The organism is Paraburkholderia caribensis, assembly GCF_002902945.1.
In the GTDB taxonomy this organism is placed as follows: domain Bacteria; phylum Pseudomonadota; class Gammaproteobacteria; order Burkholderiales; family Burkholderiaceae; genus Paraburkholderia; species Paraburkholderia caribensis.
In genome coordinates this window covers 1030491-1054499 of the sequence record NZ_CP026101.1, presented here as the reverse complement: position 1 = coordinate 1054499, position 24009 = coordinate 1030491, and the positions used below count along the sequence as shown (strand labels likewise).

Genomic DNA, 24009 nt, shown 5'->3' with positions numbered 1-24009 from the left:
AGAATCGCCAGTTTAGAACATTCCGTCCACGCCCGAACCCAGGCGGCGCCATCATGTCTTCCGCTCCCACTCAAGCGTTGCAGCCGTCGACGATCGCGTGCGACATTTTCTGCGCAGTGATCGACAACTTCGGCGACATCGGCGTCTGCTGGCGGCTCGCGCGGCAACTCGCGAGCGAACATGGCTGGCAGGTGCGTCTGTTCGTCGACGATCTGCACGCGTTTCACAAGCTCAACGCATCCGTCGATGTGCAAAGCGCGCGGCAGACGGTGGACGGCATCGTCGTCGAGCACTGGCACGAGCCGGCGCACGCGGGCGATACGCTGCAGGTCGCCGACGTCGTGATCGAGGCGTTCGCGTGCGAGCTGCCGCACGTGTACGTGGAAGCGATGGCGCGGCGCGAGCCCGTGCCCGTCTGGTTCAATCTCGAGTATCTGAGCGGCGAGGACTGGGTCGCGGACTTTCATTTGCGGCCGTCGCCGCATCCCCGTCACGCGTTGAACAAGACGTTTTTCTTCCCGGGGCTCGGCGAGGGCACGGGCGGCGTGCTGAAGGAACGCGATCTCGACGCGCGCCGCGCGGCGTTCGAATCGTCAGCCGACGCGCGCGCCGCCTGGTGGCAAACGAAGACAGGCAGCGCGCCGCCGTCCAGCGAGGCCACCGTCGTCTCGCTGTTCGCGTATGAGAACCCTGCCGTCGACAGCCTGCTCGAGCAGTGGCGCGACGCCGAACGCGAAATCGTGCTGCTCGTGCCCGAAGGCCGTATTTCGGGGGCAGTCGCGCGGTTCTTCAGCCTGCCGGCGTTCGCGGCGGGCGCGCATCGAGCGCGCGGCAGCCTGCGTGCGCACGCGCTCGCATTCACCGACCAGCCCGGCTATGACGAACTGCTGTGGGCGAGCGATATCAATTTCGTGCGCGGCGAGGATTCATTCGTACGCGCGCAATGGGCCGCGCGGCCGTTCGTCTGGCACATCTACCCGCAGGCCGATGACGCCCATCTGCCGAAGCTCGACGCCGCCCTCGCGCACTACGCGCACGGCCTTCCCGCCACCGCCCGCGCCGCGCTCGGCCGTTTCTGGCATGCCTGGAACGGCAACGGCACGCCCGACTGGGCCGATCTGCAACGCCACCGTCGGCTACTCGACGCGCGCGCAGCCGACTGGGCCCGCGAACTCGCGTCGATCGGCGATCTCGCCGGAAATCTCGCCGGATTCGCAAAAAGTCAGTTAAAATAAGCGGTTATCCAACGGCCGACGACGCAAGCGCGGCACGGCGGCCAGACCGGCGGCGGACCGAGAGTCTGTCTTCACGGCTGTGTCGGTCAGTGTCACACGCGTACGCGCCCGCTTCGGGTAAAAGAAGCAGACGGACGAAGCACGGAACAAGGCGTCAGGGAATATCGGCGCCGTTCCGGCAAGCACCGGCCCCGCTCACCGCGCACTCCTGCTCGATCCGCCTTCAGGCCGCTCAAAAGGGTGGTCAACCGGGTGGTCAACCGGGGGTTGTCAAGCGCGCGTAGGCGCCGAACCCGCTTACGCCGTATGCCGTTGAGCAAAAAGTTGAAGCACCTTATTTCGTACAGGACAGTTTTATGAAGATCGCTCAAGAACTCCGCACCGGCAACGTGGTGATGATCGGCACCGACGCGATGGTCGTGCAGAAGGCCGAATACAACAAGTCGGGCCGCAATGCCGCCGTCGTCAAGATGAAGTTCAAGAACCTGCTGACGGGCGCGGGCATGGAAACCGTGTACAAGGCGGACGACAAGTTCGACGTCGTCGTGCTGGACCGCAAGGAAGTCACGTACTCGTACTTCGCCGACCCGATGTACGTGTTCATGGACGCCGACTACAACCAGTACGAAGTCGAAGCCGAAATGATGGGCGACGCGCTCAACTACCTCGAAGACGGCATGGCTTGCGAAGTCGTGTTCTACAACGAGAAGGCAATCTCGGTCGAACTGCCCACTACGCTGGTCCGTGAAATCATCTACACGGAACCTGCTGTCAAGGGCGACACGTCGTCGGGCAAGGTGCTCAAGACGGCCAAGCTGAACACCGGCTTCGAACTGCAAGTGCCGCTCTTCTGCAACATCGGCGACAAGATCGAAATCGACACGCGTACCAACGAATACCGCAGCCGCGCATAAATTTGAATAGCGCCGCATTGCATTCGTCTTAAGCCCTGAGTCGACTCAGGGTTTTTGAATTTTGAAAGCGCCCTCCGGGGCGCTTTTTCTTTTTTTCGCGACCGTGTATGGTGGTGGAAAACTTTACCGGCCAGTCATGCAATTTTGCCAGGCCGGCTCGCATGGCCACTGTTTCTAGCCCACGCTGGCTCGCTTTTGCAGGCTTAGCCGGTTTGGCACGCATTCTGCTTATCGAATAGTTCAGGCCTTTTAAGGCTTTCGCGCATCGGAAAATACGGGAGGTGTGTCATGAACAACGATATCGCTGAAGGCAAGTGGAAACAGATGATCGGCAAGGCGAAAACCGCGTGGGGCGAACTTACGGACGACGAACTGACCAAGGCAGAAGGCCGCGCCGACAAGCTGGCGGGTCTGATCCAGGAGCGCTATGGCAAGACCCGCGACGAAGCCGAGCTCGAAGTGCGACGTTTTTTCGACAGCAACCGGCCCTTCTGATCGGGGTCGCGTCCAGCCCGCCACGCCTACCGGGAGCATTGGCCGCTCAAGCTCACTCATAAAGCAGCGCCCGTGCGTGCGGCACCGCCTACGGCGAGCCGCGTGCGTCGGGCATCCGTCCATCTGAAAAGTTGCGCTCGTTATGCCACATGCCCTGATTGTCGAAGACGATCCTAATAGCCTGTCAGGCCTGTCCGCGATTCTCGCCGCCGACGGTTTTTCCGTCGACACCGCGATCACGCTCTCCGAAGCACGCGCAGCCCTGACACGCTTCATCCCCGACGTCGTGCTGGTCGACCTGAATCTACCCGACGGCGGCGGCCTCGATTTGCTCCAGCATCTGCCCGCGCAGCCGCCCGGCGGCGCGTTGCCCGTGATCGTGATGACAGGCAATGCGACGGTCGAAAGCGCGATCGAAGGCTTGCGCCACGGCATCTGGGACTACCTGCTCAAGCCCGTCAACATTCCGCGCCTGCGCAGCCTGCTGGCGCGCATCCCGCGTCCCTACGAACTCACAGAGGAAGTGCAGGCGCTACGCGCCCGGCTGCGCCGCATGGGCCGGTTTGGACCGATGATCGGTCGCAGCGGCGCGATCCAGCATATCTACGATTCGATCGAACACGTTGCGCCGACGGAAGCGGCCGTGCTGATTTCGGGCGAAGCGGGCACCGGCAAGGAAGTCGCCGCGCGCACGCTGCACGAGATGAGCAGGCGCCGCAAAGGCCCGTTCGTCGTGCTCGACTGCCGCTCGGCACAAGCGGTCGCGGGCGGCCGGCCGCTCGACAGTCTGCTGTTCGGCCATGAACGCGGCGCGTTCGGCGGCGCGGAGCAACGCGAGCCCGGACTTTTCGAACAGGCGAGCGGCGGCACGCTCTTTATCGACGAAATCACGATGCTGCCGCGCGCGCAGCAGGAAGCGCTGCTGAGCGCACTCGATTCGCAAACCTTCATGCGCGTCGGCGGCACGAATCAGGTGGCGACCGACTTCCGCCTGATCGCATCGACGCGCAAGGTGCCGCGCTCGGCCGTTGCCGAGGGCACGCTGCACCAGGATCTCGGCCTGCGTCTCGAAGCGGCCGCGCTGTCGCTGCCGCCGCTGCGCGAGCGCGGCGACGATCCAGCGCTGTTCGCGCAGGCGCTCGTCGACGAGTTGAACGACGAGGCCAACGCGCGCGGCGTAGCGGATGCGACGAAGCTGGTCGGGCCGAGTTTCGTGCGCGAATGTCTTGCGTATGAATGGCCGGGTAACGTGCGCGAGTTGCAGGACCGCGTGCGGCGCGCGTATCACGCCTCCGGCGACGTGCTGGAGACGCTGCGCGCCGACGAAGGCAACGGCGCGGGCGGGCGCGATCTGAACGGCGGCCGGGTGCAGGTCACTGTCGGCACGCCGCTCGCCGATGTCGAGGAAATGCTGATTCGCGCGACACTCGATGCCGTCGGCGGGACGCGGCATCGCGCGGCGTCACTGCTCGGCATCAGTCCGAAGACGCTGTACAACAAGCTGCAGCGCATGCGCCTGAACTGAGGTCGCGCGTCACGAAAGCAAAAGGACGGGTTCCGACTGGCCCGTCCTTTTTCATTTCGACCGCACGAGGCGAATCAGCGCGCGAACGCCTCGCGCAACAACGCCTGTGCCTGCCGATACTGCGGCTCGTCCAGCAGCGCCGTCCACGACAGCGCGTCGCCGCGCGGCCGCATCCGTTCCAGACGCTGCCTCGATTCCTCCGACGGCATGAAGCTCAGCGCGTCGAGCACCTTGCCCGCCTCGTCGGGCTGATTGCAGATCAGCACCATATCGACGCCTGCTTCGAGCGCGGCGGTCGCGGCTTGCGTCAGCGTGCCGCCCTGGCGTGCGGCTTCCATCGACAGATCGTCGCTGAAAATCGCGCCCTCGAACCCGAGCCGGGTGCGCAGGATGTCCTGAATCCACACGCGCGAAAAACCCGCCGGTTTGCTGTCGACCTTCGGATAGATCACATGCCCCGGCAGCACCGACGCGAGTGACAGGCCGAGCCAGTCATATGGCGTGACGTCTTCACCGAGAATCTCGTCGAGCGTCCGTTCGTCGACGGGCACGGTGACGTGCGAATCCGCCGAAGCAAACCCGTGCCCCGGAAAATGCTTGCCGCAGTTCGCCATGCCCGCCAGCGCGAGGCCGTGATTGAGGCTCTTCGCGAGCATCGTCACGACGCGCGGATCGCGATGGAACGCGCGGTCGCCGATCACCTGCGAGTGGCCGTAGTTCAGATCGAGCACGGGCGTGAAGCTCATGTCGATACCGCACGCGCGCAGCTCGGACGCCAGCACATAGCCGACGGCCGTCGTCACCTTGGTCGCGCGCAGCACGTCGTCGTCCCACAGCGCGCCGAGCTTCCCCATGGCGGGCAGCACCGTGAAGCCGTCGGTGCGAAAACGCTGCACGCGGCCGCCTTCGTGATCGACGGCGATCAGCAGATCGTCGCGTATGTTGCGGATCGCGTCTGTCAGCGCGACGAGTTGCGCACGGCTTTCGAAGTGGCGCGCGAACAGGATCACGCCGCCCGTCATCGGATGCGCGAGGCGGCGCTCGTCGTCGGCATTCAAGGTCTTGCCGACGACGTCGAGCATCACCGGGCCAGGAGTCAGTTTCATCGGGTTCGTGAAGGAAAAGGAAGAACGCGGTGCAGTGTTCGCGCCGCGTCGAAAGAAATCAGACGGAAGGATCAGCCGTCTCGGCAATCACGAACGACACCGCGTAATCGCGCTCGTCGGACAACGTCACCTGGGACGTGATCCCGCGCTCGGCGAGCCAGTCGGCGAGTTCACCCGATGCGACGCACATCGGACGACCGCTCGGTTCGTTCAGCGTCTGCAACGCGCGCCATGTCATCGGCCAGCGCATGCCGAGTCCGATCGCTTTCGAGAACGCTTCCTTGACGGAGAAGCGCGTCGCGAGAAACGCGAGGCCGCGCACTTGCGAGCGTGCATTGCGGGCGTGATAGATGCGCAGTTCCTCAGGACCGAGCACTTTCTCGGCGAAGCGGCCGTTGGTGCGCTCCATTACCGCCGCAACGCGGCTTACCTGAACGACGTCGGTGCCAATGCCGTAGATCGCCATACGTGTACCGTCGCTATCCGTTATGTATGTTGCTTGACCTGCTGAGTCAGGCACGAGCCGCGAGACGCGCGGCGACCATGATCGCCTTCATCTCGCGCACGGCATTGTCCCAGCCCGCGAAGATCGCATGCGCGACGATTGCGTGGCCGATGTTCAGTTCGACGATGCTTTCGATCGCCGCGATCTGCTGGACGTTCGTGTAATGCAGGCCATGACCCGCGTTGACCTTCAGCCCCAGCGACGCGCCGAACTCGACGCCGCGCACGATGCGCTCGTACTCGCGCTGCTGTTCGCTCGCGTCGTGCACTTCCGCGTAAGCGCCCGTGTGCAGTTCGATCACGGGCGCGCCCGCTTCGTGCGCGGCGCGAATCTGCGCTTCGTCGGCATCGATGAAGAGCGATACGCGCGAGCCCGCGTCAGCCAACTGCCTGCATGCGGCACGCACCGACTCGAAATGGCCGACCACGTCGAGGCCGCCTTCCGTCGTCAGTTCCTGACGCTTTTCCGGCACGAGACACACGTCGTGCGGCTGCACCTCGCATGCGATGTCGAGCATCTCTTGCGTCACGGCGCATTCGAGGTTCATGCGCGTCTTCAGTTGCGAGCGTAGCGCGCGCACGTCGGCATCGACGATATGACGGCGGTCTTCGCGCAGATGCAGCGTGATCGCATCGGCCCCCGCTTCTTCAGCCTGCAACGCGGCGCGGATCGGGTCGGGATAGGACGTGCCGCGCACGTTGCGCAGCGTGGCGACGTGATCGATGTTCACGCCGAGGTCGATCACAGTCGGAGAAGTCAGAAAGAAACTCATAGATTCTGCAGGTCGATCAGGATCTGGCGGGTCGCGAGCGGCGCGCCGCCGAGATAGGTGTTGAGCAAAAAGCGCATCAGCGTCTTGCTTTGCGCGACGGTCTGCGCTCGATGGTAATCGTCCTGCTCCATGTCGAGCAAGGTCTGCCCGCTGATCACGGGCCAGTTCGAAGGATACTCGGTGGATGCTTCGCGTACGCCGCGCTCGGGATCGAACACATAGCGGCCTTCAGGCACCACGGCCTTGCGCGCCACCGTGCGGTTGAGCGACATCGCGTAGCCGGTTTCGCGCAGCAGCACGCGCTCGAACGAACGCAGCACCTGCACGGGCGGCTCATCGTGCGCGAGACGCGTCAGCGTGACGACGTAATGATGAAAGAGTTGCGGATGCGGATCTTCGCGCGCGAGAAACTTGACGAGCAATTCGTTCACGTAGAAGCCGCACAACAGCGCGTCGCCGGCGAGCGGCAACATGCCGCCGATCCACTCAGCGCCCGTCAACGTGCGCATTTCCGACTTGCCGGACCATGCGAGCGACAACGGCTGGAAGGTCTGCAACACGCCGCGCAACGCGGAATGAGGACGCTTCGCGCCCTTCGCGACGAGCGCGACACGGCCGTGATCGCGCGACAACACGTCGACAATCAGGCTCGTCTCGCGATACGGATAGCTATGCAGCACGAACGCGGGCTGCTCGGAGATACGGAAGTCGGAAGCGGGCGCACGCGGCACACGCGACGAACGACGCGCGGAGGTCTTGCGCAGCGCGGCTTCGGCGTGATCGCCGCCTTCACCGAAGTCATCGCCGTCCTGGCGCGGCGCGCTGCGCTTCGTCGAACGTGCGGGGCGCGCCGGCTTTGCGCGTGGCGGCGGCGCGAACGAGGCCGGCTGCTCGTCGTGAGCGGAGGCGTCTTCGGGATCGGCGTCGGGGTGAGTGTCGTTCGGCGGCGTCATCCACGCGTCAGATTGGGTGTCCAGTGCGCCGTCATTCGTAACCATAGGCGCGGAGTCCGGCTTCATTGTCCGCCCAGCCACTCTTCACCTTGATGAACGTCTCGAGATACACGGGGCCGTCGAACAGCTTCTCCATGTCGAGGCGCGCCTCCGTGCTGATCTGCTTCAGCTTCGCACCCTTCTGGCCAATGATCATCGCCTTGTGCATATCGCGCTCGACCAGGATCGTCGCGAAAATGCGGCGCAGACGCCCTTCCGTCTCGAACTTGTCGATCAGCACCGTGCTCGTGTACGGCAGTTCGTCGCCCGTCCAGCGGAACACTTTCTCGCGCAGGATTTCCGCCGCGAGGAAGCGTTCGCTGCGATCGGTCAGATCGTCTTCGCCGTAGATGGGCTGGCCTTCGGGCAGATAGGGCTTGACCGTCGCCAGCAGGCGCTTGATGTCGTCGGGGTTCTTGGCTGACAGCGGCACGATTTCCCTGAACTCGCGCAGCGCGCTCATTTGCTGCATGAACGGGAACAGCGAATCCTTGTCGCTCACGCGGTCGAGCTTGTTCGCGATGAGCAGCGTCGGCGCGGATTTCGGGATCAGGTCCAGCACTTTCTGGTCGTCGGGACCGAAGCGGCCTGCTTCGATCACGAACAACACGGCGTCGACGGACGACAGCGTCGACGTCACCGCGCGATTCAGCGAGCGGTTCAGCGCGCTGCTGTGACGCGTCTGGAAGCCGGGCGTGTCGACGAACACGTACTGCGCGTCGTCGATCGTGTTGATGCCCGTGATGCGATGGCGGGTCGTCTGCGCCTTGCGCGACGTAATGCTGACCTTCTGGCCGACCAGCGCATTCATCAGCGTCGACTTGCCGACGTTCGGGCGGCCGACGATTGCGACCATGCCGCAGCGAAAACCAGTGGGAGTGGGAGCGTTCATATTCGTACTACGGCAGGTTCGTGTGGACGCGCGTCAGATCGAGTGCGTCCACGTCGTATAGCGTTCAATGACCGGTATCGGCCACGCGGGTGTGCACCGCGCCGGCGACACCGGGTTCGAGATCGCCCGCGCTCGCGCCGGGCGCGGCCTCGCGGGCGCGCGATGCGGCTTTGTCCGCGCCGCGCGTGTTGGTGTCGGGCTTGTCGGCAGGCTTTTCCGCGGGCTTGTAGGCGGGTTTGTCCGACGCCTTGTCAGCCGATTTTTCGACAGGCTTCTCAGGTGGTTTTTCCGCGGCACGCGCCGGTGGATCGAACTTGTCCTGGCTTTGGCGCTCTGCTGGACGCTCGGCGAGTTTCAGCACCGCTTCGGGCTTGTCTGCCGAACGCGCGGCGCGCTCACCCTTTTCGCCACGCTCGGATTCCTGGCTGTACTCGACATGCGCCGCGCGTATGACCGCGAGCGGCGCCGCAGCCGCCGCCTGTCCGGCCGACGGTACTTCGGGCGTCACCGGCTTCGCCTCGGCCCGCGATGCCCGATCGGACCTGCGCGTATCGGGCGCACGCAGATCGAGCGCCGCCTGAACGCCCGTCACGCCCGGCACGATTTCCGTCTCGGCGTGCTTGGCCGCACGCGAACTCTTCGAGCGCTTCGGCTTGGCCACCATGGCGGGCGCCGCCGCCATCACCTCGTCGAGCGCTTTTTTCGCCGCGGCCTGCTCGGCAGCACGGCGGCTCGCGCCTGAACCGGAGACCTTCACGTCCAGCTTGGGCACCGTACACTCGACTTCGAACTGCTGATTGTGCGCCGCACCATGGGTAGCGACGACGGTGTAAGTTGGCAGCGGAATCTTGTGACCTTGCAAATACTCTTGCAGCAAGGTCTTGGCATCCTTGCCGAGCGTGCGCGGGTCGATGTGATCGAGAATCGGCACGTACAGGCGCTTGATGACCGTCTGCGCCGCCTCGAACCCGCTATCGAGAAAGATCGCGCCCAGAATGGCTTCCAGGGTGTCCGCGAGAATGGATGGGCGGCGGAAACCGCCGCTGCGCAATTCGCCTTCGCCGAGCCGCAGGCTTTCGGAAATATTCAGGGCCTGAGCAATCTCGTACAACGACTGTTGCTTGACCAGATTGGCGCGAACGCGGGACAGATCACCCTCGTCCAGTTTCCCGAAACGTTGGAACAAAAGCGCAGCCACCGCGCAGTTCAGAACGGAGTCGCCGAGAAATTCCAGCCGCTCGTTATGCGTGGCACTGTGACTGCGGTGAGTTAAAGCCTGACGCAACAATTCCGCATTGCGAAATTCGTAGCGCAAACGGCTTTCCAACGGAGATAGGGGCATGTGCAGAGTATAACGCGGGCGCATCACGGGGCGGAGAGTGTCAGCCTCGCAGCCCCGGCGCCGAAAAAGCGTGTTGTAGCGACGTTACCGCGCGTTGTTAAAGTAGCGTGATAACACGTCGCGCGCGATGCGCGACATGTTGCGCGGGTTCAGTGCGCATCGTCGTGCGATGCGCGAGTGGCGATCAATGGAAGCCGCCGATGCGCTTCAAATTGCTGAAGTTCATCCAGATGAAGAACGCCCGACCGACGATGTTCTTGTCCGGCGCGAAGCCCCAGTAACGGCTGTCGGCGCTGTTGTCGCGGTTGTCGCCCATCATGAAGTAGTTGCCCGGCGGCACCTTGCACGTGACACCGCGCGCGTCGTACTTGCAGTTATCGCGATAAGGGAAGTCTTCCGCGCCGACGATGAATGGCGGCACGGCCGGGTTATTGAGAATGCGGTTCTTGCGCCCATCCAGGTCTTCTTCGAATTGCTTCGCATAGCCGATGCGCTCTTCATCGAAGTAATCGGGCAGCGGCGTTTCGGGCACAGGCTTGCCGTTGATCGTGAGTTGCTTGTCTTCGTACGAGACGACGTCGCCAGGCAGGCCGATCACGCGCTTGATGTAGTCGACCGATTCGTCCTTCGGGTAGCGGAACACCACGACATCGCCACGTTGCAGCGGACGGCCTTCCGTGACTTTCGTATTCGTGATGGGCAGGCGGATGCCGTAGTCGAACTTGTTGACGAGGATGAAGTCGCCCACGAGCAGCGTCGGCACCATCGAACCCGACGGAATCTTGAACGGCTCGACGACGAACGAACGCACGACGAATACGACGAGAATCACCGGGAAAAAACTCGCCGTGTATTCGAGCCACCACGGCTGGCGCAGCTTTTCGTCACGCAGACGCGCGCGCGTGGCGGGCGCGTTCTCATCGGCGAAGCGTTCGCCTATGCGCGCCTGCTGATTGTCGAACTCGGCGACGGCCGCTTCCGCCGCCCGGCGCCGTTTTGGCAGAAAAACCAGTTTGTCCGCGACCCATGCCACGCCCGTAATGATCACGAGCACAAAAAGAATCAGCGCAAAATTCATAGGGTTCCAGTTCTTAGTCTTATTTGTCTTCGACGCGCAGAATTGCGAGGAAAGCTTCTTGCGGAATTTCGACGGAGCCCACCTGCTTCATCCGCTTCTTACCTTCCTTCTGCTTTTCCAACAGCTTCTTCTTACGCGTAATATCGCCGCCGTAGCACTTTGCCAGAACGTTCTTACGAAGTGCTTTGATGTTCTCGCGCGCAATGATGTGCGCACCGATGGTCGCCTGAATGGCGACGTCATACATCTGACGCGGAATGATTTCACGCATCTTCGCAGCGACTTCGCGGCCGCGATACTGGCTCTGCGAACGGTGAACGATCACCGACAACGCGTCGACCTTGTCGCCGTTGATCAGCATGTCGACCTTCACGACGTCCGACGCGCGATACTCCTTGAACTCGTAGTCCATCGACGCGTAGCCGCGCGACACCGACTTCAGCCGGTCGAAGAAGTCGAGCACGATTTCGCCCATCGGGATTTCGTACGTCAGCTGCACCTGGCGGCCGTGGTACTGCATGTTGATCTGCGAACCGCGCTTTTGCGTGCACAGCGTGATCACCGAGCCGACATAGTCTTGCGGCATGTACAGGTTCACGGTGACGATCGGCTCGCGCACTTCTTCGATCTTCGACGGGTCCGGCATCTTCGCGGGATTCTCGACCGTCAGGATCGTACCGTCGCGCTGCACGACTTCATAGACGACGGTCGGCGCGGTTGTGATCAGGTCCATGTCGAACTCGCGCTCGAGCCGTTCCTGGACGATCTCCATGTGCAACAGACCGAGGAAGCCGCAACGGAAACCGAAGCCGAGCGCCTGAGACACTTCCGGCTCGTACATCAGCGATGCGTCGTTGAGCTTGAGCTTTTCCAGCGATTCGCGCAGTGCGTCGTACTGGTTGGCTTCAACGGGGTAGAGACCGGCGAACACCTGCGGCTTCACTTCCTTGAAGCCGGGCAGCGGTTCGGCCGCCGGACGCTTGACGATGGTGACGGTATCGCCCACCTTCGCCGCCGTCAGTTCCTTGATGCCGGCGATGATGAAACCCACCTGCCCCGCCGACAGCTCTTCCAGATTTTTCGACTTAGGCGTGAACACGCCGACGTGCTCGACGGGATATTCTGCGCCCGTCGCCATCATGCGGATCTTGTCTTTCGGACGCAGCGTGCCGTTGACGATGCGCACCAGCATCACGACGCCGACGTAGTTGTCGAACCACGAGTCGATGATCAGCGCCTGCAGCGGCGCGTCCGCGCTGCCCTTCGGCGGCGGCACTTTCGCGATCAGCGCTTCGAGGACATCCTGGACGCCCAAGCCCGTCTTCGCGCTGCAATGCGTGGCGTCGGTGGCGTCGATGCCGATCACGTCTTCGATCTCGGTGATCGCGTTTTCGGGGTTGGCGGCCGGCAGGTCGATCTTGTTGAGCACGGGCACGACTTCCACGCCCAGTTCGATGGCCGTGTAGCAGTTCGCGACCGTTTGAGCCTCGACGCCCTGACTCGCGTCGACGACCAGCAGCGCGCCTTCACACGCGGACAGCGAGCGGCTGACCTCGTACGAGAAGTCGACGTGCCCGGGGGTGTCGATCATGTTCAGGTTGTACAGCTTGCCGTCGCGCGCGCGGTACGACAGCGCGGCGGTTTGTGCCTTGATGGTGATGCCACGCTCGCGTTCGAGGTCCATCGAGTCGAGGACCTGCGCTTCCATCTCACGGTCCGACAGACCGCCGCAAAGCTGGATGATGCGATCGGCGAGCGTCGACTTGCCATGGTCGATGTGCGCAATGATCGAGAAGTTACGAATATGATCCATTCAGTGCCGATCAAGCGAAAAAGGCGCGCTCTGACGATAGCGGAGCACGCCTTGTAAGTAAGTGAAAAACCTTTCTATTTTAGCCGAAAAGGGGGTCGGCGGGCGGGACTTACCGGCAGCGGGCGTTATTCGTGCTATCTGGGTGCCCGCTTTCGCCCTGCGGGTTCGAAAGCGCACGGCTGCGTTCAACGCGGCGGCGTGGCGTCATGCCCCGCCAGCGCCGCACGAACCCGCGCTTCGTCGAGATGGTAATGACACAGCTCGACGCCCTCGTGAACCAGCACGGGAACCCAATCGTTGTAACGCGCTTCAAGCGAAGGATCGGCATCGATGTCGATCACTTCGAGCCGCGCGCCGAACTCGGCCAGCAAAGGCGCGAGCGCGGTGCGCATGTCGTCACAGAGGTGGCACCATGCGCGTCCGTAGAGCGTGAGCGATGCCACCGCGCCGGCCACGTCGCCTACTTCTGCGCGCGCGGACGAACGGGCACGAATTGCGTGTTCTCGCCACGACGGACCAGCAACGCGACCATCTTCGACGGGTCGAGATGCGACGTCATTTCGTCGAACTGCTTCGCGCTCGTGATATCCGTGTCGCCGACACGCAGAATGATGTCGCCGCGCTGCAGGCCGACACGCGCGGCCGGACCGTCGACGGCGTCGACCTGCACGCCGTTGCGCAACTTGAGCGTCTTCATCTGGTCGGCCGGAATGTCGCTGACGGCCACGCCCAGCGCGTTCGATGCGCGCGGCTTCGGCGTCGGCGCCTTCTTCGGGTCGACCTTCGCCGTCTTGTCAGGCTGCATTTCGGCCACGGTCACAGGCAGTTCGCGCGTCTGGCCCTTGCGCCACAGCGTAATCGTCGCCTTCGTGCCCGGCTTCGTGTCGCCGACCATGCGCGGCAGGTCCGTCGCCGTATCCACATTGTGGCCATTGAACTTCAGGATGATGTCGCCCGGCTGCACGCCAGCCTTGTCGGCGGGACCGCCCGGCTCGACGCTGCTGACGAGCGCACCCTGCGCTTTCGGCAGGCCGAGCGAATCGGCCACGTCCTTGGTTACTTCGCCGATCGCAACGGCAATCCGGCCGCGTGTAACCTTGCCCGCCGTTTTCAGCTGGTCGGCCACGCGCATCGCTTCGTCGATAGGAATCGCGAACGAGATGCCCATGAAGCCGCCCGTGCGGCTATAGATCTGCGAGTTGATGCCGATTACCTCGCCCTGCATGTTGATCAGCGGGCCGCCCGAGTTGCCGGGATTCACGGCGACGTCGGTCTGGATGAACGGCAGATAGTCGCCTGTATCGCGCCCCTTCGCGCTGACGATACCCGCCGTCACCGTGTTCTCGAGACCGAACGGCGAACCGATCGCGACGACCCATTCGCCGACGCGCACCTTGTTCGAGTCGCCGATCGGCACCGTGGGCAGATTCGTTGCGTTGATCTTCACGACGGCCACATCGGTGCGGTCGTCCACGCCAATGAGTTTGGCCTTGAACTCGCGCTTGTCGGTGAGCGTGACGTAAATCGTGTCCGCGTCGTCGATCACGTGCGCGTTGGTCATCACGTAGCCATCCGCCGAGAGGATGAAGCCCGAGCCGACGCCGCTGTTCTGTTCGGAATCGCTGCCGCCGCTATCCGGCGACTGGTCCTGGTCGTTGTTGCCCCCGCGTGGCGAATTCGGTGAATTCGGCGTTCCCGGCGATTGCGGGGAGTTAGGCATCGGAATGCCGAAGAAACGCCGGAAAAACTCCGACATATCGCCGTCGTCCATGCCGGGCGGCAAACCGCGCGTGCTATTGGAGACGCGCGCCGTGGTGCGGATGTTGACGACGGCCGGCCCGACCTTGTCGACCAGATCGGTGAAATCAGGCAGATTGGCAGCTGGCGCCGCCGACGCCGCATGCGGCACGAAGGGCAGGCAAGCCATCAGCGCTGCGGCCGCGAAGAATTTGCGCACCGAAAGAATCGTCATGTCGTAGGGGACCGAAGGATTACCTGGAAGGCTTGTATTCTATGGCAGCCGCAAATTGCTGCAACGTGGTCTGAGGCACTTCCCCGAGCAAGGTGATCCAGAAATCGCCGCGCCGCTTGACCAGCACGTGCGTTGCGCCGCTGCTTCCCGCGCCTTCCTTGCGGGTGCTCTTCTCGACGGGCTCGACGAAAATCGAGATCGCGGCGAGACCGTCGGAGAACACCATCTGGTCGACGGGAATGGGCGGATTGGCCGGATCGTGCGCCGCCATCGGCCGGCGCAGCTCGCGAATCTTGCGGAAACCCGCGACAGGCGACGCGATCTGCCAGCCCTGCGCTTCCATATCGACGGGCTCGACGGGCGGGCGCACCACCGTCCATCCCGATGTGTTCTTGATCCCGCTGGCTATCGACGCCTTGTCCACGGGCACGCCGATGCGAATCTGCGAAAACGACATCTGCTCGAGCACCTCACCGCTCGGGTCGAGCGTCTGCGCGCGTAACAGCAGCCCCGTTTTGGTATCGGCCCACAGCTTGTACGCGAAGCGGTTCGCGTCCTTCGGATCGAGTTCGATGACCTGGCTTTCGATGCCCGCCACGCGGTCCGTGCCCAGCATCTTCGGCTCGTAGACGTTCAGGACCTGCTCGCCGTTCGCCGACATCAGCGCCGGGAACGAGTCCTTGTTCTGCCGTTTTTCGACGACGCACAGATGCCGCTCGGGCACGAACGTATATAGCTCGTCGTTATGGCGCAATATCTTGCGAGGCTTGCCGTCGAGGCTTTCGAGCGATTCGAACTCGCCGTCGTTACGCGTCGCATAGTGGGCAATGCGCGACGACTGCACGAAGTTGCCGCGCTGATAGAGGAACGTGCCTTCGTAGTTCTGCTGCTGCGCAGCCTGATGAACACGGTTCAACAGTTCCGCCGCGCTGTGCCGGGTGGCAGAGTCGTCGGTTTGCGCGTAGGTGCGCGACGTGGCGGACAACATCACGGCTGCACAGAACAGAAATGCCGGCAGCCGTCCCCAAATAGTCGTTTTTTTCAACCGCAGACTCTGCATCAGACTAGTGGCCCTGCGTGGTCAGAGAAGCCGCGCGGAGCAACGGCATCGAACCCGATACGACGGGCTGAAGGCCGAACTGTTGATGCGCTTCCAGATATTGGTCGAGGCTCGCATCACGGATGATGTTGCCGTCCGATACATTGGCTTCAGCCGTGGTCGCGGCAGGCATCGAAGCCATCGCCACGCGCTGCACCGAGTCTGCGTGCGGCGCGACCGATGCGACCTGCGTTACGCCCGTGCCGACGCCCGAGAGCTGCGGCATCACGATCCACGTCAGCGTCGCCGCGGCAGCAGCCACTGCGAACGCCGGAACGACCCGGCGCCGCAGCGCCAGCAGACGGCGCGTGGCCGGCACCGAAACCGGCGCCAGCACATGCGCCTCGCTTTCGAAGCGGGCCGCAAAACCGTTCAAAAACGCGCTGCTCGTTGCCGGACTGACGGCCAGGTCGTCGGAACGCAATGCGTCGCCGATCAGGTGATAGCACGACCATGTCGCACGATCTTCACGACCCAGCGCGGCCAGAATTGTGTTTGGATGCTCGCCGTCGAGCAGTTCGCCGTCGACAAAAGCAGACAGACGCTCGCCTTGCGAGTTCGCTTGCGCATTCGATTGCATTGGCATCGAAACCGACCCCATGATGCTCCCCATCTTTACAGACACCCGTAGTGACACCACTTAACCCAGAGACTGCGCCGCCGTCCGCGAGGCCCGCCTGGCTGCTGTATGAACAGCGGCTACCAGCGCTTGCCTTCGGGCGTGTCAAGCAGCGGACGCAATTTTGCCGCAATGGCCTCGCGAGCGCGGAAAATTCTTGATCTGACGGTGCCGATCGGGCAACCCATCATTTCAGCGATTTCCTCGTAGCTCAGACCTTCAATTTCACGAAGAGTTATGGCGGTGCGCAGCTCTTCCGGTAAAACCGCCATCGCAGCATTGACCGTCTCAGCGATCTGCTTGCTCATCAACATCGACTCGGGCGTGTTGATATCCCTTAGTTGGTCGGCATCCGAGAAAGTTTCAGCTTCTTCTGCATCTGCTTCCGTCGAAGTGGGCGCTCGCCGGCCCTGGGTCGCAAGGTAATTCTTGGCCGTGTTGACGGCAATCCGGTACAACCACGTATAGAACGCGGACTCGCCGCGGAATTGGGGCAGCGCCCGGTATGCCTTGATGAAGGCATCCTGGGCCACATCCTCGACCTCGGCGGGATCCCGCACGAGGCGCGAGATCAGGCGGATGATCTTGCGATGATACTTGGCGACCAGCAGCTCGAACGCGGCCTTGTCGCCATTCTGGACGCGCTCAACCAGCACCTGATCTATTTCTTTTTCGCTCACCTGATAAATCCGTTAACTTTTGCGCGTGTAGCGGGGCACCATTGTAGCGTCCCCCTCACTGTGGCACGTTACGGCCGTAACAGCCGTTACAGTCTTTACGTCAAGGCGTCTGGCCGCGCCGCGAGGCCGCTCAGACGCGCGCGCTATGCCGGGCCAGCACGGCGAGTTCGCGAAAAGCGCCGCGTTCGGCCGTGTCGGCCGGGATCAGAAGCCGATGCAACTTGCCGCCGTCGTCTTCCAGGCACAGCATCAGCAAGCTGTCGCTCCACTGGCTGCATCCGATGATACGGCCCTGAGCGCGTAATATTCCCGCCCGGTTCCAGACAGACAGTCCTTCCGGCCCGATTTTAATGGCAGCCGGCTGATTGCGTGCGTGACGGGCCGCTGCCGCCGCCAGAATCGCGAGCACGGCCGATGCAGCCAGTACCGAACTGCCGACGCCGATACGGGGGGCGACCGTCATGCAAACAGCGGATACGGCAACGGCGATAAAAAGCGTGGTCGCCAGATACAACGCGGCGGACCGCCGCAACGCTATGCGCCGCGAGGGTCCGCCGTTCACTGCGGGATCGGAAGCATGCGCCGACGTGGCCGGCCGCGACGCTATGGCCGTCAAATGCTTAGAAGCGCTTGAAAACCAGCGTGCCGTTCGTGCCGCCGAACCCGAACGAGTTCTTCAGCGCGACGTCGATCTTCATCTCCCGCGCGGTGTTCGCGCAGTAGTCGAGATCGCATTCCGGGTCCTGGTTGAAGATGTTGATGGTCGGCGGCGACACCTGGTGATGCACGGCCAGCACCGTAAACACAGACTCCAGACCGCCCGCGCCGCCCAGCAGGTGACCCGTCATCGACTTTGTCGAGTTGACGACGATCTTCTTCGAGTGATCGCCGAATGCGCGCTTGATGCCCGTGGTTTCAGCCAGGTCGCCAAGCGGCGTCGACGTGCCGTGCGCGTTCAGGTAGTGCACCGAGTCAGGGTTAACGCCCGCGTTCTTCATCGCCGCGAGCATGCAGCGGCGTGCGCCGTCGCCGTCTTCCAGCGGAGCCGTCATGTGATACGCGTCGCCGCTCATGCCGTAGCCGCTGACTTCCGCGTAGATCTTCGCGCCGCGCGCCTTGGCGTGTTCGTACTCCTCGAGCACCATCACGCCCGCGCCCTCGCCGAGCACGAAACCGTCGCGGTCCTTGTCCCACGGACGGCTCGCCGTCGCCGGATCATCGTTGCGTTGCGAAAGCGCGCGCGCCGCCGCAAAGCCGCCGATGCCCAGCGGCGAAACGGTCGATTCCGCGCCGCCCGCGATCATCACGTCCGCGTCGCCGTACTCGATCAGGCGCGAGGCCTCGCCGATGCAATGCAGGCCGGTCGTGCACGCCGTCACCATCGACAGGTTCGGGCCCTTGAGGCCGAATTTGATCGACAGATGGCCGGAGATCATGTTGATGATCGACGCAGGCACGAAGAACGGCGAAATGCGGCGCGGGCCGCGGTTCAGCAGTTCCGTTTGCGTGACTTCGATCATCGGCAGGCCGCCGATGCCCGAGCCGACCACCACGCCGACCCGCTCCGCGTTCGCTTCGGTGATTTCGAGGCCGCTGTCCTGCATTGCCTGGAAACCCGCAGCCACGCCGTAATGGATGAACGTATCCATGTGGCGGGCTTCCTTGGCGGGGATGTAGTCTTCGATATTGAAGCCCTTCACCTCGCCGGCAAAACGCGTGGAGAAGTTCGACGCGTCGAACTTCGTGACGTTGGCGATGCCGGACTTGCCGGCGACCAGATTGGCCCAGCCGTCGGCAACATTATTGCCAACAGGCGAAATAAGCCCCAGGCCTGTAACAACAACACGACGACGGCTCACGGTAACCCCTTTTCCATAGATGACAAAACAAAAGCCACAGCAGCGCACAGGAAAGTGCCCTGTGAGCCCTGTGGCTGTTTAACCTGACGATCGCGCTGACCAGGGCGCTGACGAATACGCTGACCGGTGCACTGGCGTTGACGCCAGAACATGCACCAGTAAGCGCAATGGCGAAAGAGCCGACCCTTGCTGCATCGACAAGTGCGCCTTGAACGACGACGTCAGGCTCGCGCGCATGCGCATTGGCATTGACGCCTGCCCTCGCTGCACCGATGGACGGCGCGACAAGGCTGCCGGCACGACGGACGCCGCGCTTTTCGCAGCAACCGAAGCAACCAGCCAGGCGCGAATGACCTTAAGCCTTGACGTTAGCGCGAGCGTAGTCGATCGCTTGCTGAACCGTCGTGATCTTCTCGGCTTCTTCATCCGGAATTTCCATGCCGAATTCGTCTTCGAGAGCCATCACCAGCTCGACCGTGTCGAGCGAGTCAGCGCCGAGGTCGTTCACGAACGATGCTTCGTTCTTGATTTCCGCTTCGGCAACACCGAGTTGTTCTGCAACGATCTTCTTGACGCGCTGTTCGATATTGTCCATTACCCCTCCAAGGGAAAAAAGTTCATAAATACAGGTGCGCGCATTTTATCAGGTTTGCATCTGTAAAAAAGCGACGCACACGGTTGCTGTAGAGCCGTTTAATCCGCACTTCGAATGGCTTCAAGGCGCGGATAGTAACCGAATTCGATTACGACATATACATGCCGCCGTTCACGTGCAACGTCGTGCCGGTGATATAACCGGCCTGCGGCGATGCGAGGAACGTCACGGCGTGTGCGATATCTTCCGGGCTGCCGAGACGGCCGAGCGGAATCTGCGCCTTCAGCGCTGTTTGCTGTTCTTCGGGCAGTGTTTTGGTCATGTCGGTGTCGATGAAACCCGGCGCGACGCAGTTCACCGTGATGCCGCGGCTGCCGATTTCACGAGCGAGCGCACGTGTCATGCCCGCCACGCCCGCCTTTGCCGCAGCGTAGTTCGCCTGGCCGGCATTACCCGCCGAACCGACCACCGACGTGATATTGATGATGCGGCCGCCGCGTGCTTTCATCATCGGGCGCAGCACCGCGCGCGACAGACGGAACACGGACTTCAGGTTCGTGTCGATGACGGCGTCCCAGTCGTCGTCCTTCATGCGCATCGCGAGTTGATCTTGCGTGATGCCCGCGTTGTTCACCAGTACGTTGAGCACGCCGAATTCCTTCACCGTCCCGTCGATCAGCGCTTCGGCCGCCGCCGCGTCGTTGACGTTGAGCACTGCGCCGCGGCCGTTCAGGCCCTCGGCCTTGAACGCGTCCGTGATTGCGGTTGCGCCGCTTTCGCTCGTTGCCGTGCCGATCACCATCGCGCCCTGACGCGCGAGTTCGATCGCGATTGCGCGGCCGATGCCACGCGAAGCGCCCGTCACGATCGCAATCTGTTTATCGAGAGTCTTTTCCATCGTTGCTTTCCACAGTGCCCTGCACATGCAGGGCTGTTCGATTCTTTGCTGCTTTCAACCAGACGTTCAGCCCGCGACGACTTTTAGCACTTCGTCGAGCGAAGCGGGATCGACGATCGATGCGCCGACCAGATTGCCGTCGATACGCCTGGTCAACCCCGCGAGCACCTTGCCCGGACCGCATTCGATCACATGCGTGACGCCCTGCCTGCCGATCGACTGCACGCATTCGACCCAGCGCACCGCGCCGGCCGCCTGGCGTACCAGCGCGTCCTTGATGCCAGCCGGCTCGTTGACGATGGCCACATCGACGTTGTTGACGACGGGAATGGACGGCACCTGCACATCGACGCTCGCCAGATACTCGCGCAGCTGATCCGACGCCGGCTTGAGCAGCGACGAGTGGAACGGCGCGGACACGGGCAGCGGCAGCGCGCGCTTCGCGCCCTTCGCCTTGGCTACTTCGCACGCCTTCTCAACGGCCGCCTTGTGACCGGCAATCACGACTTGCGCGGGCGCATTGAAGTTGACGGCTTCGACGACACCCGCCACCGATGCTTCCTTGCATACTTCGCGCACGGTATCGTCGTCGAGGCCGAGAATCGCAGCCATGCCGCCCTGACCGACGGGCACCGCGTTCTGCATAGCCTGCGCGCGGAAACGCACGAGCGGCACGGCGTCGCGGAACTTCAGCGCGCCAGCGGCGACGAGCGCCGTGTATTCGCCCAGGCTGTGGCCGGCCACGATTGCAGGCGCAGGGCCGCCTGCCGCCTGCCATGCGCGAAAGATGGCGTAAGCAGCCGTCAGCATCACGGGCTGGGTGTTGGTGGTGAGATTCAGGTCGTCAGCCGGACCTTCGGCGATCAGCTTGCCGATGTCCTGATCGAGCGCGTCGGACGCTTCCTGGAGGGTTTCGCGCACGATCGCATTGTCGGCGAACGCGTTGAGCATGCCGACCGACTGCGAGCCCTGCCCGGGAAAAACGAACGCAAATTTCATATCGTCCCCAATTCGATGAGTTCAAATGTGCGTGACGCGCACACGACGTGCGCTGCCACTTGAAGCGGCGCGCGAGGCGCCGCCGCGCGCGGTCGTCAGAAACGGATGACCGACGCGCCCCATGTAAAGCCGCCGCCGACGCCTTCGATCAGCACGTTATGACCGCGCTGGATGCGTCCGTCGCGAACGGCGACGTCGAGCGCGAGCGGAATCGACGCTGCCGACGTGTTGCCGTGCTCGTGCACGGTCACGACCATCCGCTCCTGCGGCAGGCCGAGCTTGCGGCACGTGCTCTGCATGATGCGGATATTGGCCTGATGCGGAATCAGCCAGTCGACCTGCTCGGGCCGGAGGTCAGCCTTCTGCAGCGCTTCGACCGCGACTTTCTCGAGCACGTTGACGGCAAGCTTGAAGACCGCCTGGCCGTCCATGTGCAGGAACGCACTGCCTTGCACGATGCCGCCGTTCACGTTGCCCGGCGTGCAAAGGATGTTCGAATGGCTGCCGTCAGCGTGCAGCGCGCTGGACAGCACGCCCGGCTCGTCTGACGCCTGCAGCACGACCGCGCCCGCGCCATCGCCAAACAGCACGCAAGTGGTACGGTCGTTGAAATCGAGGATGCGCGAGAACGTTTCAGCACCGACCACCAGCGCAGTACGATGTTGCCCGCTTCGGATGAAGCTGTCAGCCGTCGCAACGGCATAGGCAAAACCTGAGCACACCGCCTGCACGTCGAAGGCCGCGCCGTTGTTCTTGATGCCCAGCTTGTTCTGCAGCAGGCACGCCGTGCTCGGGAATACGAAGTCCGGCGTCGATGTGGCGACGATGATGAGGTCGATGGATTGCGGATCGACGTCGGCCGCTTCGATCGCGCGTTGCGACGCGAACAGCGCGAGGTCGCTGGTCGTGACATCAGGTTCGGCGAAATGACGCGCATGGATGCCCGTGCGGGCTACGATCCATTCGTCGCTCGTCTCGACTCCCTGCTTCGCGAGACGATCAGCCAGCTCCTGATTGGAAACGCGGTTGGGCGGCAGATAGCTGCCCGTGCCCAGCACGCGGGAATAGGTAGTGGATTGAGCCATTATGTCTTCGAGGATTGTGCGCTGTAGGGCTCGGCCGGCTGTCCGGATACCGGTCCCGCGACCGGACTCGCCATCTGGCTCGCGGAACCCGCGCCGCCGGCCTCTTGCTTCGCCTGTTCGAGTGAACCCGCGTTCTCCTCCATGGCGCGGGCAAGGCGTTCGAGAACGCCATTTTTGACGGCATCATACCCGCGTTTGATGGCCCACTCAAACGCGTAGGCGTCGGCGGAGCCGTGGCTCTTGATCACGAGCCCGCGCAGGCCGAGCAGCGCTGCGCCGTTGTATTGCCGGTGATCGACGCGTTTCTTGAAACGCAGCAGCACGGGCAGCGCCAGCACCGCCATCACCTTGGTCAACCACGAACGGCCGAATTCTTCCTTGATGATGTCGGACAGCATCTGTGCAAGCCCTTCCGACGTCTTCAGCGCAACGTTACCGACGAAGCCATCGCACACGATCACGTCGACGGTGCCTTTGTAGATATCGTTGCCTTCCACGTTGCCGCGGAAATTAAGCGTGCTGCTACGCAGCAGTTCGCCCGCACGCTTGATGGTGTCATTGCCCTTGATGACTTCTTCGCCGATATTCAGGAGCCCGATGCTCGGACGCTCCTTGCCTTCGACAGCGGAAACCAGCGCGTGCCCCATCTCGGCGAACTGCAGCAGATGCTGCGGCTCGCAATCGACGTTCGCGCCGAGGTCGAGCATCGTCGTGTAGCCGGTAGGATTGGGCAAGGCAAACGCGATCGCCGGACGTTCGATGCCCGGGAGCGTTTTAAGAACATAGCGGGAAACAGCCATCAGCGCGCCGGTGTTACCGGCGGAGACGCAGGCCTGCGCCTCGTCGTCCTTGACGCGGTTGAGCGCCACGCGCATCGACGAGTCTTTCTTCTTGCGAAGCGCGACTTCGACGGGATCGTCCATGGCGACGATCTCGGACGCGGCTACGACCGTGAGTGCCGGACTGTCGGACGCCTTCAGCTTCTTCAGCTGAGCACGAATCGCGCTTTCGATGCCGACGAGCATCAGGTGCGCATCGGGGTGCGAGCGAACGAAGTTGACGGCAGCGGGAACGGTCACGGACGGGCCGTGGTCGCCTCCCATGCAATCTATCGTGAGCTTTACAGTCATGGAATGCGACGAATTTCAGGCACAAAAAAGCGGCAATTGAATGCCGCCTTTTTGATGAACCGGGAAAATGTCAAGCGAGCCGATCGCCACGCGAAATACCAATGGGTCAAACCCAAAGGAGCGCGATGCTGGGCGATTAGTCGTTCTTCGTCTTGACGACTTTCTTGCCGCGATAGTAGCCGTTCGGGCTGACGTGGTGACGCAGATGCACTTCACCCGTGCTCGGCTCAACAGCCAGCGGCGCTGCGTTGAGGAAATCGTGCGAGCGGTGCATGCCGCGCTTCGACGGCGACTTCTTGTTTTGTTGAACTGCCATGATAACTCCTGAAAATTTTCCGAATTCTAACACAGCCCGGCACGGCAACCGCCATAGGCCACGTGGCTAAACCATCGTGACCGGCGCG

Annotated in this window: 25 protein-coding genes; 4 read left to right on the top strand and 21 right to left on the bottom strand. The window is 62.9% G+C overall.

Annotated features, from left to right (window positions below):
• Nucleotides 1–53 precede the first annotated feature (53 nt).
• The 4 genes from earP (at nt 54) to C2L66_RS04720 (ending at nt 4169) form a co-directional block, all read left to right on the top strand.
• On the top strand, nt 54–1235 hold the full coding sequence (gene earP, locus C2L66_RS04735; RefSeq protein ID WP_060601690.1) for an elongation factor P maturation arginine rhamnosyltransferase EarP: 1182 nt from the start codon (nt 54–56) through the stop codon (nt 1233–1235).
• A 356-nt stretch (nt 1236–1591) separates the two neighbouring features.
• Nucleotides 1592–2149 (top strand): elongation factor P, encoded by a 558-nt coding sequence (gene efp, locus C2L66_RS04730; RefSeq protein ID WP_035990188.1) that lies wholly within the window; start codon nt 1592–1594, stop codon nt 2147–2149.
• Nucleotides 2150–2437: 288 nt separating this feature from the next.
• Entirely contained in the window at nt 2438–2644 is a 207-nt protein-coding gene (locus tag C2L66_RS04725; protein ID WP_007741080.1) for a CsbD family protein, read from the top strand.
• A 142-nt stretch (nt 2645–2786) separates the two neighbouring features.
• The gene (locus tag C2L66_RS04720) at nt 2787–4169 is read left to right on the top strand and encodes a sigma-54-dependent transcriptional regulator (RefSeq protein WP_054934156.1); all 1383 of its coding nucleotides are present in this window, start codon (nt 2787–2789) and stop codon (nt 4167–4169) included.
• A gap of 74 nt (nt 4170–4243) precedes the next feature.
• On the opposite strand, the gene nagZ is transcribed toward C2L66_RS04720, so the two are convergent.
• From nagZ to rpmF, 21 genes are all read right to left on the bottom strand, one after another.
• The gene (nagZ, locus tag C2L66_RS04715; protein WP_054934155.1) at nt 4244–5275 is read right to left on the bottom strand and encodes a beta-N-acetylhexosaminidase; all 1032 of its coding nucleotides are present in this window, start codon (nt 5273–5275) and stop codon (nt 4244–4246) included.
• A 58-nt stretch (nt 5276–5333) separates the two neighbouring features.
• Nucleotides 5334–5741 carry a holo-ACP synthase gene (gene acpS, locus C2L66_RS04710; RefSeq protein ID WP_054934154.1) on the bottom strand — a complete coding sequence of 136 codons (408 nt, stop codon included), beginning with the start codon at nt 5739–5741 and terminating at the stop codon, nt 5334–5336.
• Nucleotides 5742–5787: 46 nt separating this feature from the next.
• Complete coding sequence (gene pdxJ, locus C2L66_RS04705) at nt 5788–6552, bottom strand: pyridoxine 5'-phosphate synthase (RefSeq protein WP_060601693.1); 765 nt, start codon at nt 6550–6552, stop codon at nt 5788–5790.
• On the bottom strand, nt 6549–7550 hold the full coding sequence (recO, locus tag C2L66_RS04700) for a DNA repair protein RecO (protein WP_082670376.1): 1002 nt from the start codon (nt 7548–7550) through the stop codon (nt 6549–6551). The genes pdxJ and recO overlap by 4 nt, the downstream gene beginning before the upstream one ends.
• Nucleotides 7537–8436 carry a GTPase Era gene (era, locus tag C2L66_RS04695; RefSeq protein ID WP_054934152.1) on the bottom strand — a complete coding sequence of 300 codons (900 nt, stop codon included), beginning with the start codon at nt 8434–8436 and terminating at the stop codon, nt 7537–7539. The genes recO and era overlap by 14 nt, the downstream gene beginning before the upstream one ends.
• A gap of 64 nt (nt 8437–8500) precedes the next feature.
• On the bottom strand, nt 8501–9778 hold the full coding sequence (rnc, locus tag C2L66_RS04690) for a ribonuclease III (protein ID WP_060602756.1): 1278 nt from the start codon (nt 9776–9778) through the stop codon (nt 8501–8503).
• A gap of 184 nt (nt 9779–9962) precedes the next feature.
• A complete protein-coding gene (lepB, locus tag C2L66_RS04685; protein ID WP_060601696.1) occupies nt 9963–10856 on the bottom strand; it encodes a signal peptidase I in 894 nt (297 codons plus the stop codon).
• 19 nt (nt 10857–10875) lie between these two features.
• Nucleotides 10876–12669, bottom strand: a complete 1794-nt coding sequence (lepA, locus tag C2L66_RS04680; protein WP_060601699.1) for a translation elongation factor 4 — start codon at nt 12667–12669, stop codon at nt 10876–10878.
• 185 nt (nt 12670–12854) lie between these two features.
• A complete protein-coding gene (locus C2L66_RS04675; protein ID WP_231950013.1) occupies nt 12855–13061 on the bottom strand; it encodes a glutaredoxin family protein in 207 nt (68 codons plus the stop codon).
• Nucleotides 13062–13129: 68 nt separating this feature from the next.
• The gene (locus tag C2L66_RS04670; protein WP_060601702.1) at nt 13130–14641 is read right to left on the bottom strand and encodes a DegQ family serine endoprotease; all 1512 of its coding nucleotides are present in this window, start codon (nt 14639–14641) and stop codon (nt 13130–13132) included.
• Between the two features lie 19 nt (nt 14642–14660).
• Nucleotides 14661–15701 carry a MucB/RseB C-terminal domain-containing protein gene (locus C2L66_RS04665; protein WP_060601705.1) on the bottom strand — a complete coding sequence of 347 codons (1041 nt, stop codon included), beginning with the start codon at nt 15699–15701 and terminating at the stop codon, nt 14661–14663.
• 4 nt (nt 15702–15705) lie between these two features.
• Nucleotides 15706–16341 carry a sigma-E factor negative regulatory protein gene (locus C2L66_RS04660; RefSeq protein ID WP_060601708.1) on the bottom strand — a complete coding sequence of 212 codons (636 nt, stop codon included), beginning with the start codon at nt 16339–16341 and terminating at the stop codon, nt 15706–15708.
• A 98-nt stretch (nt 16342–16439) separates the two neighbouring features.
• On the bottom strand, nt 16440–17039 hold the full coding sequence (gene rpoE, locus C2L66_RS04655; RefSeq protein ID WP_007734577.1) for an RNA polymerase sigma factor RpoE: 600 nt from the start codon (nt 17037–17039) through the stop codon (nt 16440–16442).
• A 130-nt stretch (nt 17040–17169) separates the two neighbouring features.
• The gene (locus C2L66_RS04650) at nt 17170–17601 is read right to left on the bottom strand and encodes a protein YgfX (RefSeq protein WP_319636726.1); all 432 of its coding nucleotides are present in this window, start codon (nt 17599–17601) and stop codon (nt 17170–17172) included.
• Between the two features lie 58 nt (nt 17602–17659).
• The gene (gene fabF, locus C2L66_RS04645; protein ID WP_035990176.1) at nt 17660–18898 is read right to left on the bottom strand and encodes a beta-ketoacyl-ACP synthase II; all 1239 of its coding nucleotides are present in this window, start codon (nt 18896–18898) and stop codon (nt 17660–17662) included.
• Between the two features lie 355 nt (nt 18899–19253).
• Nucleotides 19254–19493, bottom strand: a complete 240-nt coding sequence (gene acpP, locus C2L66_RS04640) for an acyl carrier protein (protein WP_004197638.1) — start codon at nt 19491–19493, stop codon at nt 19254–19256.
• A gap of 148 nt (nt 19494–19641) precedes the next feature.
• A complete protein-coding gene (gene fabG, locus C2L66_RS04635; protein ID WP_054934184.1) occupies nt 19642–20391 on the bottom strand; it encodes a 3-oxoacyl-ACP reductase FabG in 750 nt (249 codons plus the stop codon).
• Between the two features lie 66 nt (nt 20392–20457).
• Nucleotides 20458–21390, bottom strand: a complete 933-nt coding sequence (gene fabD / locus C2L66_RS04630) for an ACP S-malonyltransferase (RefSeq protein WP_060601711.1) — start codon at nt 21388–21390, stop codon at nt 20458–20460.
• 95 nt (nt 21391–21485) lie between these two features.
• Nucleotides 21486–22475: a beta-ketoacyl-ACP synthase III gene (locus tag C2L66_RS04625; RefSeq protein WP_054934144.1), complete on the bottom strand. Its 990-nt coding sequence runs from the start codon at nt 22473–22475 to the stop codon at nt 21486–21488.
• The gene (gene plsX, locus C2L66_RS04620) at nt 22475–23605 is read right to left on the bottom strand and encodes a phosphate acyltransferase PlsX (RefSeq protein WP_035990171.1); all 1131 of its coding nucleotides are present in this window, start codon (nt 23603–23605) and stop codon (nt 22475–22477) included. The genes C2L66_RS04625 and plsX overlap by 1 nt, the downstream gene beginning before the upstream one ends.
• Before the next feature lie 136 nt (nt 23606–23741).
• Complete coding sequence (gene rpmF, locus C2L66_RS04610) at nt 23742–23921, bottom strand: 50S ribosomal protein L32 (RefSeq protein WP_007741736.1); 180 nt, start codon at nt 23919–23921, stop codon at nt 23742–23744.
• Nucleotides 23922–24009 lie beyond the last annotated feature (88 nt).

What these genes read in the sequence shown, in the direction of transcription:
- earP (WP_060601690.1), top strand. Translation starts at nt 54, where the DNA reads ATGTCTTCCGCTCCCACTCAAGCGTTGCAGCCGTCGACGATCGCGTGC.
- efp (WP_035990188.1), top strand. Translation starts at nt 1,592, where the DNA reads ATGAAGATCGCTCAAGAACTCCGCACCGGCAACGTGGTGATGATCGGC.
- C2L66_RS04725 (WP_007741080.1), top strand. Translation starts at nt 2,438, where the DNA reads ATGAACAACGATATCGCTGAAGGCAAGTGGAAACAGATGATCGGCAAG.
- C2L66_RS04720 (WP_054934156.1), top strand. Translation starts at nt 2,787, where the DNA reads ATGCCACATGCCCTGATTGTCGAAGACGATCCTAATAGCCTGTCAGGC.
- nagZ (WP_054934155.1), bottom strand. Translation starts at nt 5,275, where the DNA reads ATGAAACTGACTCCTGGCCCGGTGATGCTCGACGTCGTCGGCAAGACC.
- acpS (WP_054934154.1), bottom strand. Translation starts at nt 5,741, where the DNA reads ATGGCGATCTACGGCATTGGCACCGACGTCGTTCAGGTAAGCCGCGTT.
- pdxJ (WP_060601693.1), bottom strand. Translation starts at nt 6,552, where the DNA reads ATGAGTTTCTTTCTGACTTCTCCGACTGTGATCGACCTCGGCGTGAAC.
- recO (WP_082670376.1), bottom strand. Translation starts at nt 7,550, where the DNA reads ATGGTTACGAATGACGGCGCACTGGACACCCAATCTGACGCGTGGATG.
- era (WP_054934152.1), bottom strand. Translation starts at nt 8,436, where the DNA reads ATGAACGCTCCCACTCCCACTGGTTTTCGCTGCGGCATGGTCGCAATC.
- rnc (WP_060602756.1), bottom strand. Translation starts at nt 9,778, where the DNA reads ATGCCCCTATCTCCGTTGGAAAGCCGTTTGCGCTACGAATTTCGCAAT.
- lepB (WP_060601696.1), bottom strand. Translation starts at nt 10,856, where the DNA reads ATGAATTTTGCGCTGATTCTTTTTGTGCTCGTGATCATTACGGGCGTG.
- lepA (WP_060601699.1), bottom strand. Translation starts at nt 12,669, where the DNA reads ATGGATCATATTCGTAACTTCTCGATCATTGCGCACATCGACCATGGC.
- C2L66_RS04675 (WP_231950013.1), bottom strand. Translation starts at nt 13,061, where the DNA reads ATGCGCACCGCGCTCGCGCCTTTGCTGGCCGAGTTCGGCGCGCGGCTC.
- C2L66_RS04670 (WP_060601702.1), bottom strand. Translation starts at nt 14,641, where the DNA reads ATGACGATTCTTTCGGTGCGCAAATTCTTCGCGGCCGCAGCGCTGATG.
- C2L66_RS04665 (WP_060601705.1), bottom strand. Translation starts at nt 15,701, where the DNA reads ATGCAGAGTCTGCGGTTGAAAAAAACGACTATTTGGGGACGGCTGCCG.
- C2L66_RS04660 (WP_060601708.1), bottom strand. Translation starts at nt 16,341, where the DNA reads ATGGGGTCGGTTTCGATGCCAATGCAATCGAATGCGCAAGCGAACTCG.
- acpP (WP_004197638.1), bottom strand. Translation starts at nt 19,493, where the DNA reads ATGGACAATATCGAACAGCGCGTCAAGAAGATCGTTGCAGAACAACTC.
- fabG (WP_054934184.1), bottom strand. Translation starts at nt 20,391, where the DNA reads ATGGAAAAGACTCTCGATAAACAGATTGCGATCGTGACGGGCGCTTCG.
- fabD (WP_060601711.1), bottom strand. Translation starts at nt 21,390, where the DNA reads ATGAAATTTGCGTTCGTTTTTCCCGGGCAGGGCTCGCAGTCGGTCGGC.
- C2L66_RS04625 (WP_054934144.1), bottom strand. Translation starts at nt 22,475, where the DNA reads ATGGCTCAATCCACTACCTATTCCCGCGTGCTGGGCACGGGCAGCTAT.
- plsX (WP_035990171.1), bottom strand. Translation starts at nt 23,605, where the DNA reads ATGACTGTAAAGCTCACGATAGATTGCATGGGAGGCGACCACGGCCCG.
- rpmF (WP_007741736.1), bottom strand. Translation starts at nt 23,921, where the DNA reads ATGGCAGTTCAACAAAACAAGAAGTCGCCGTCGAAGCGCGGCATGCAC.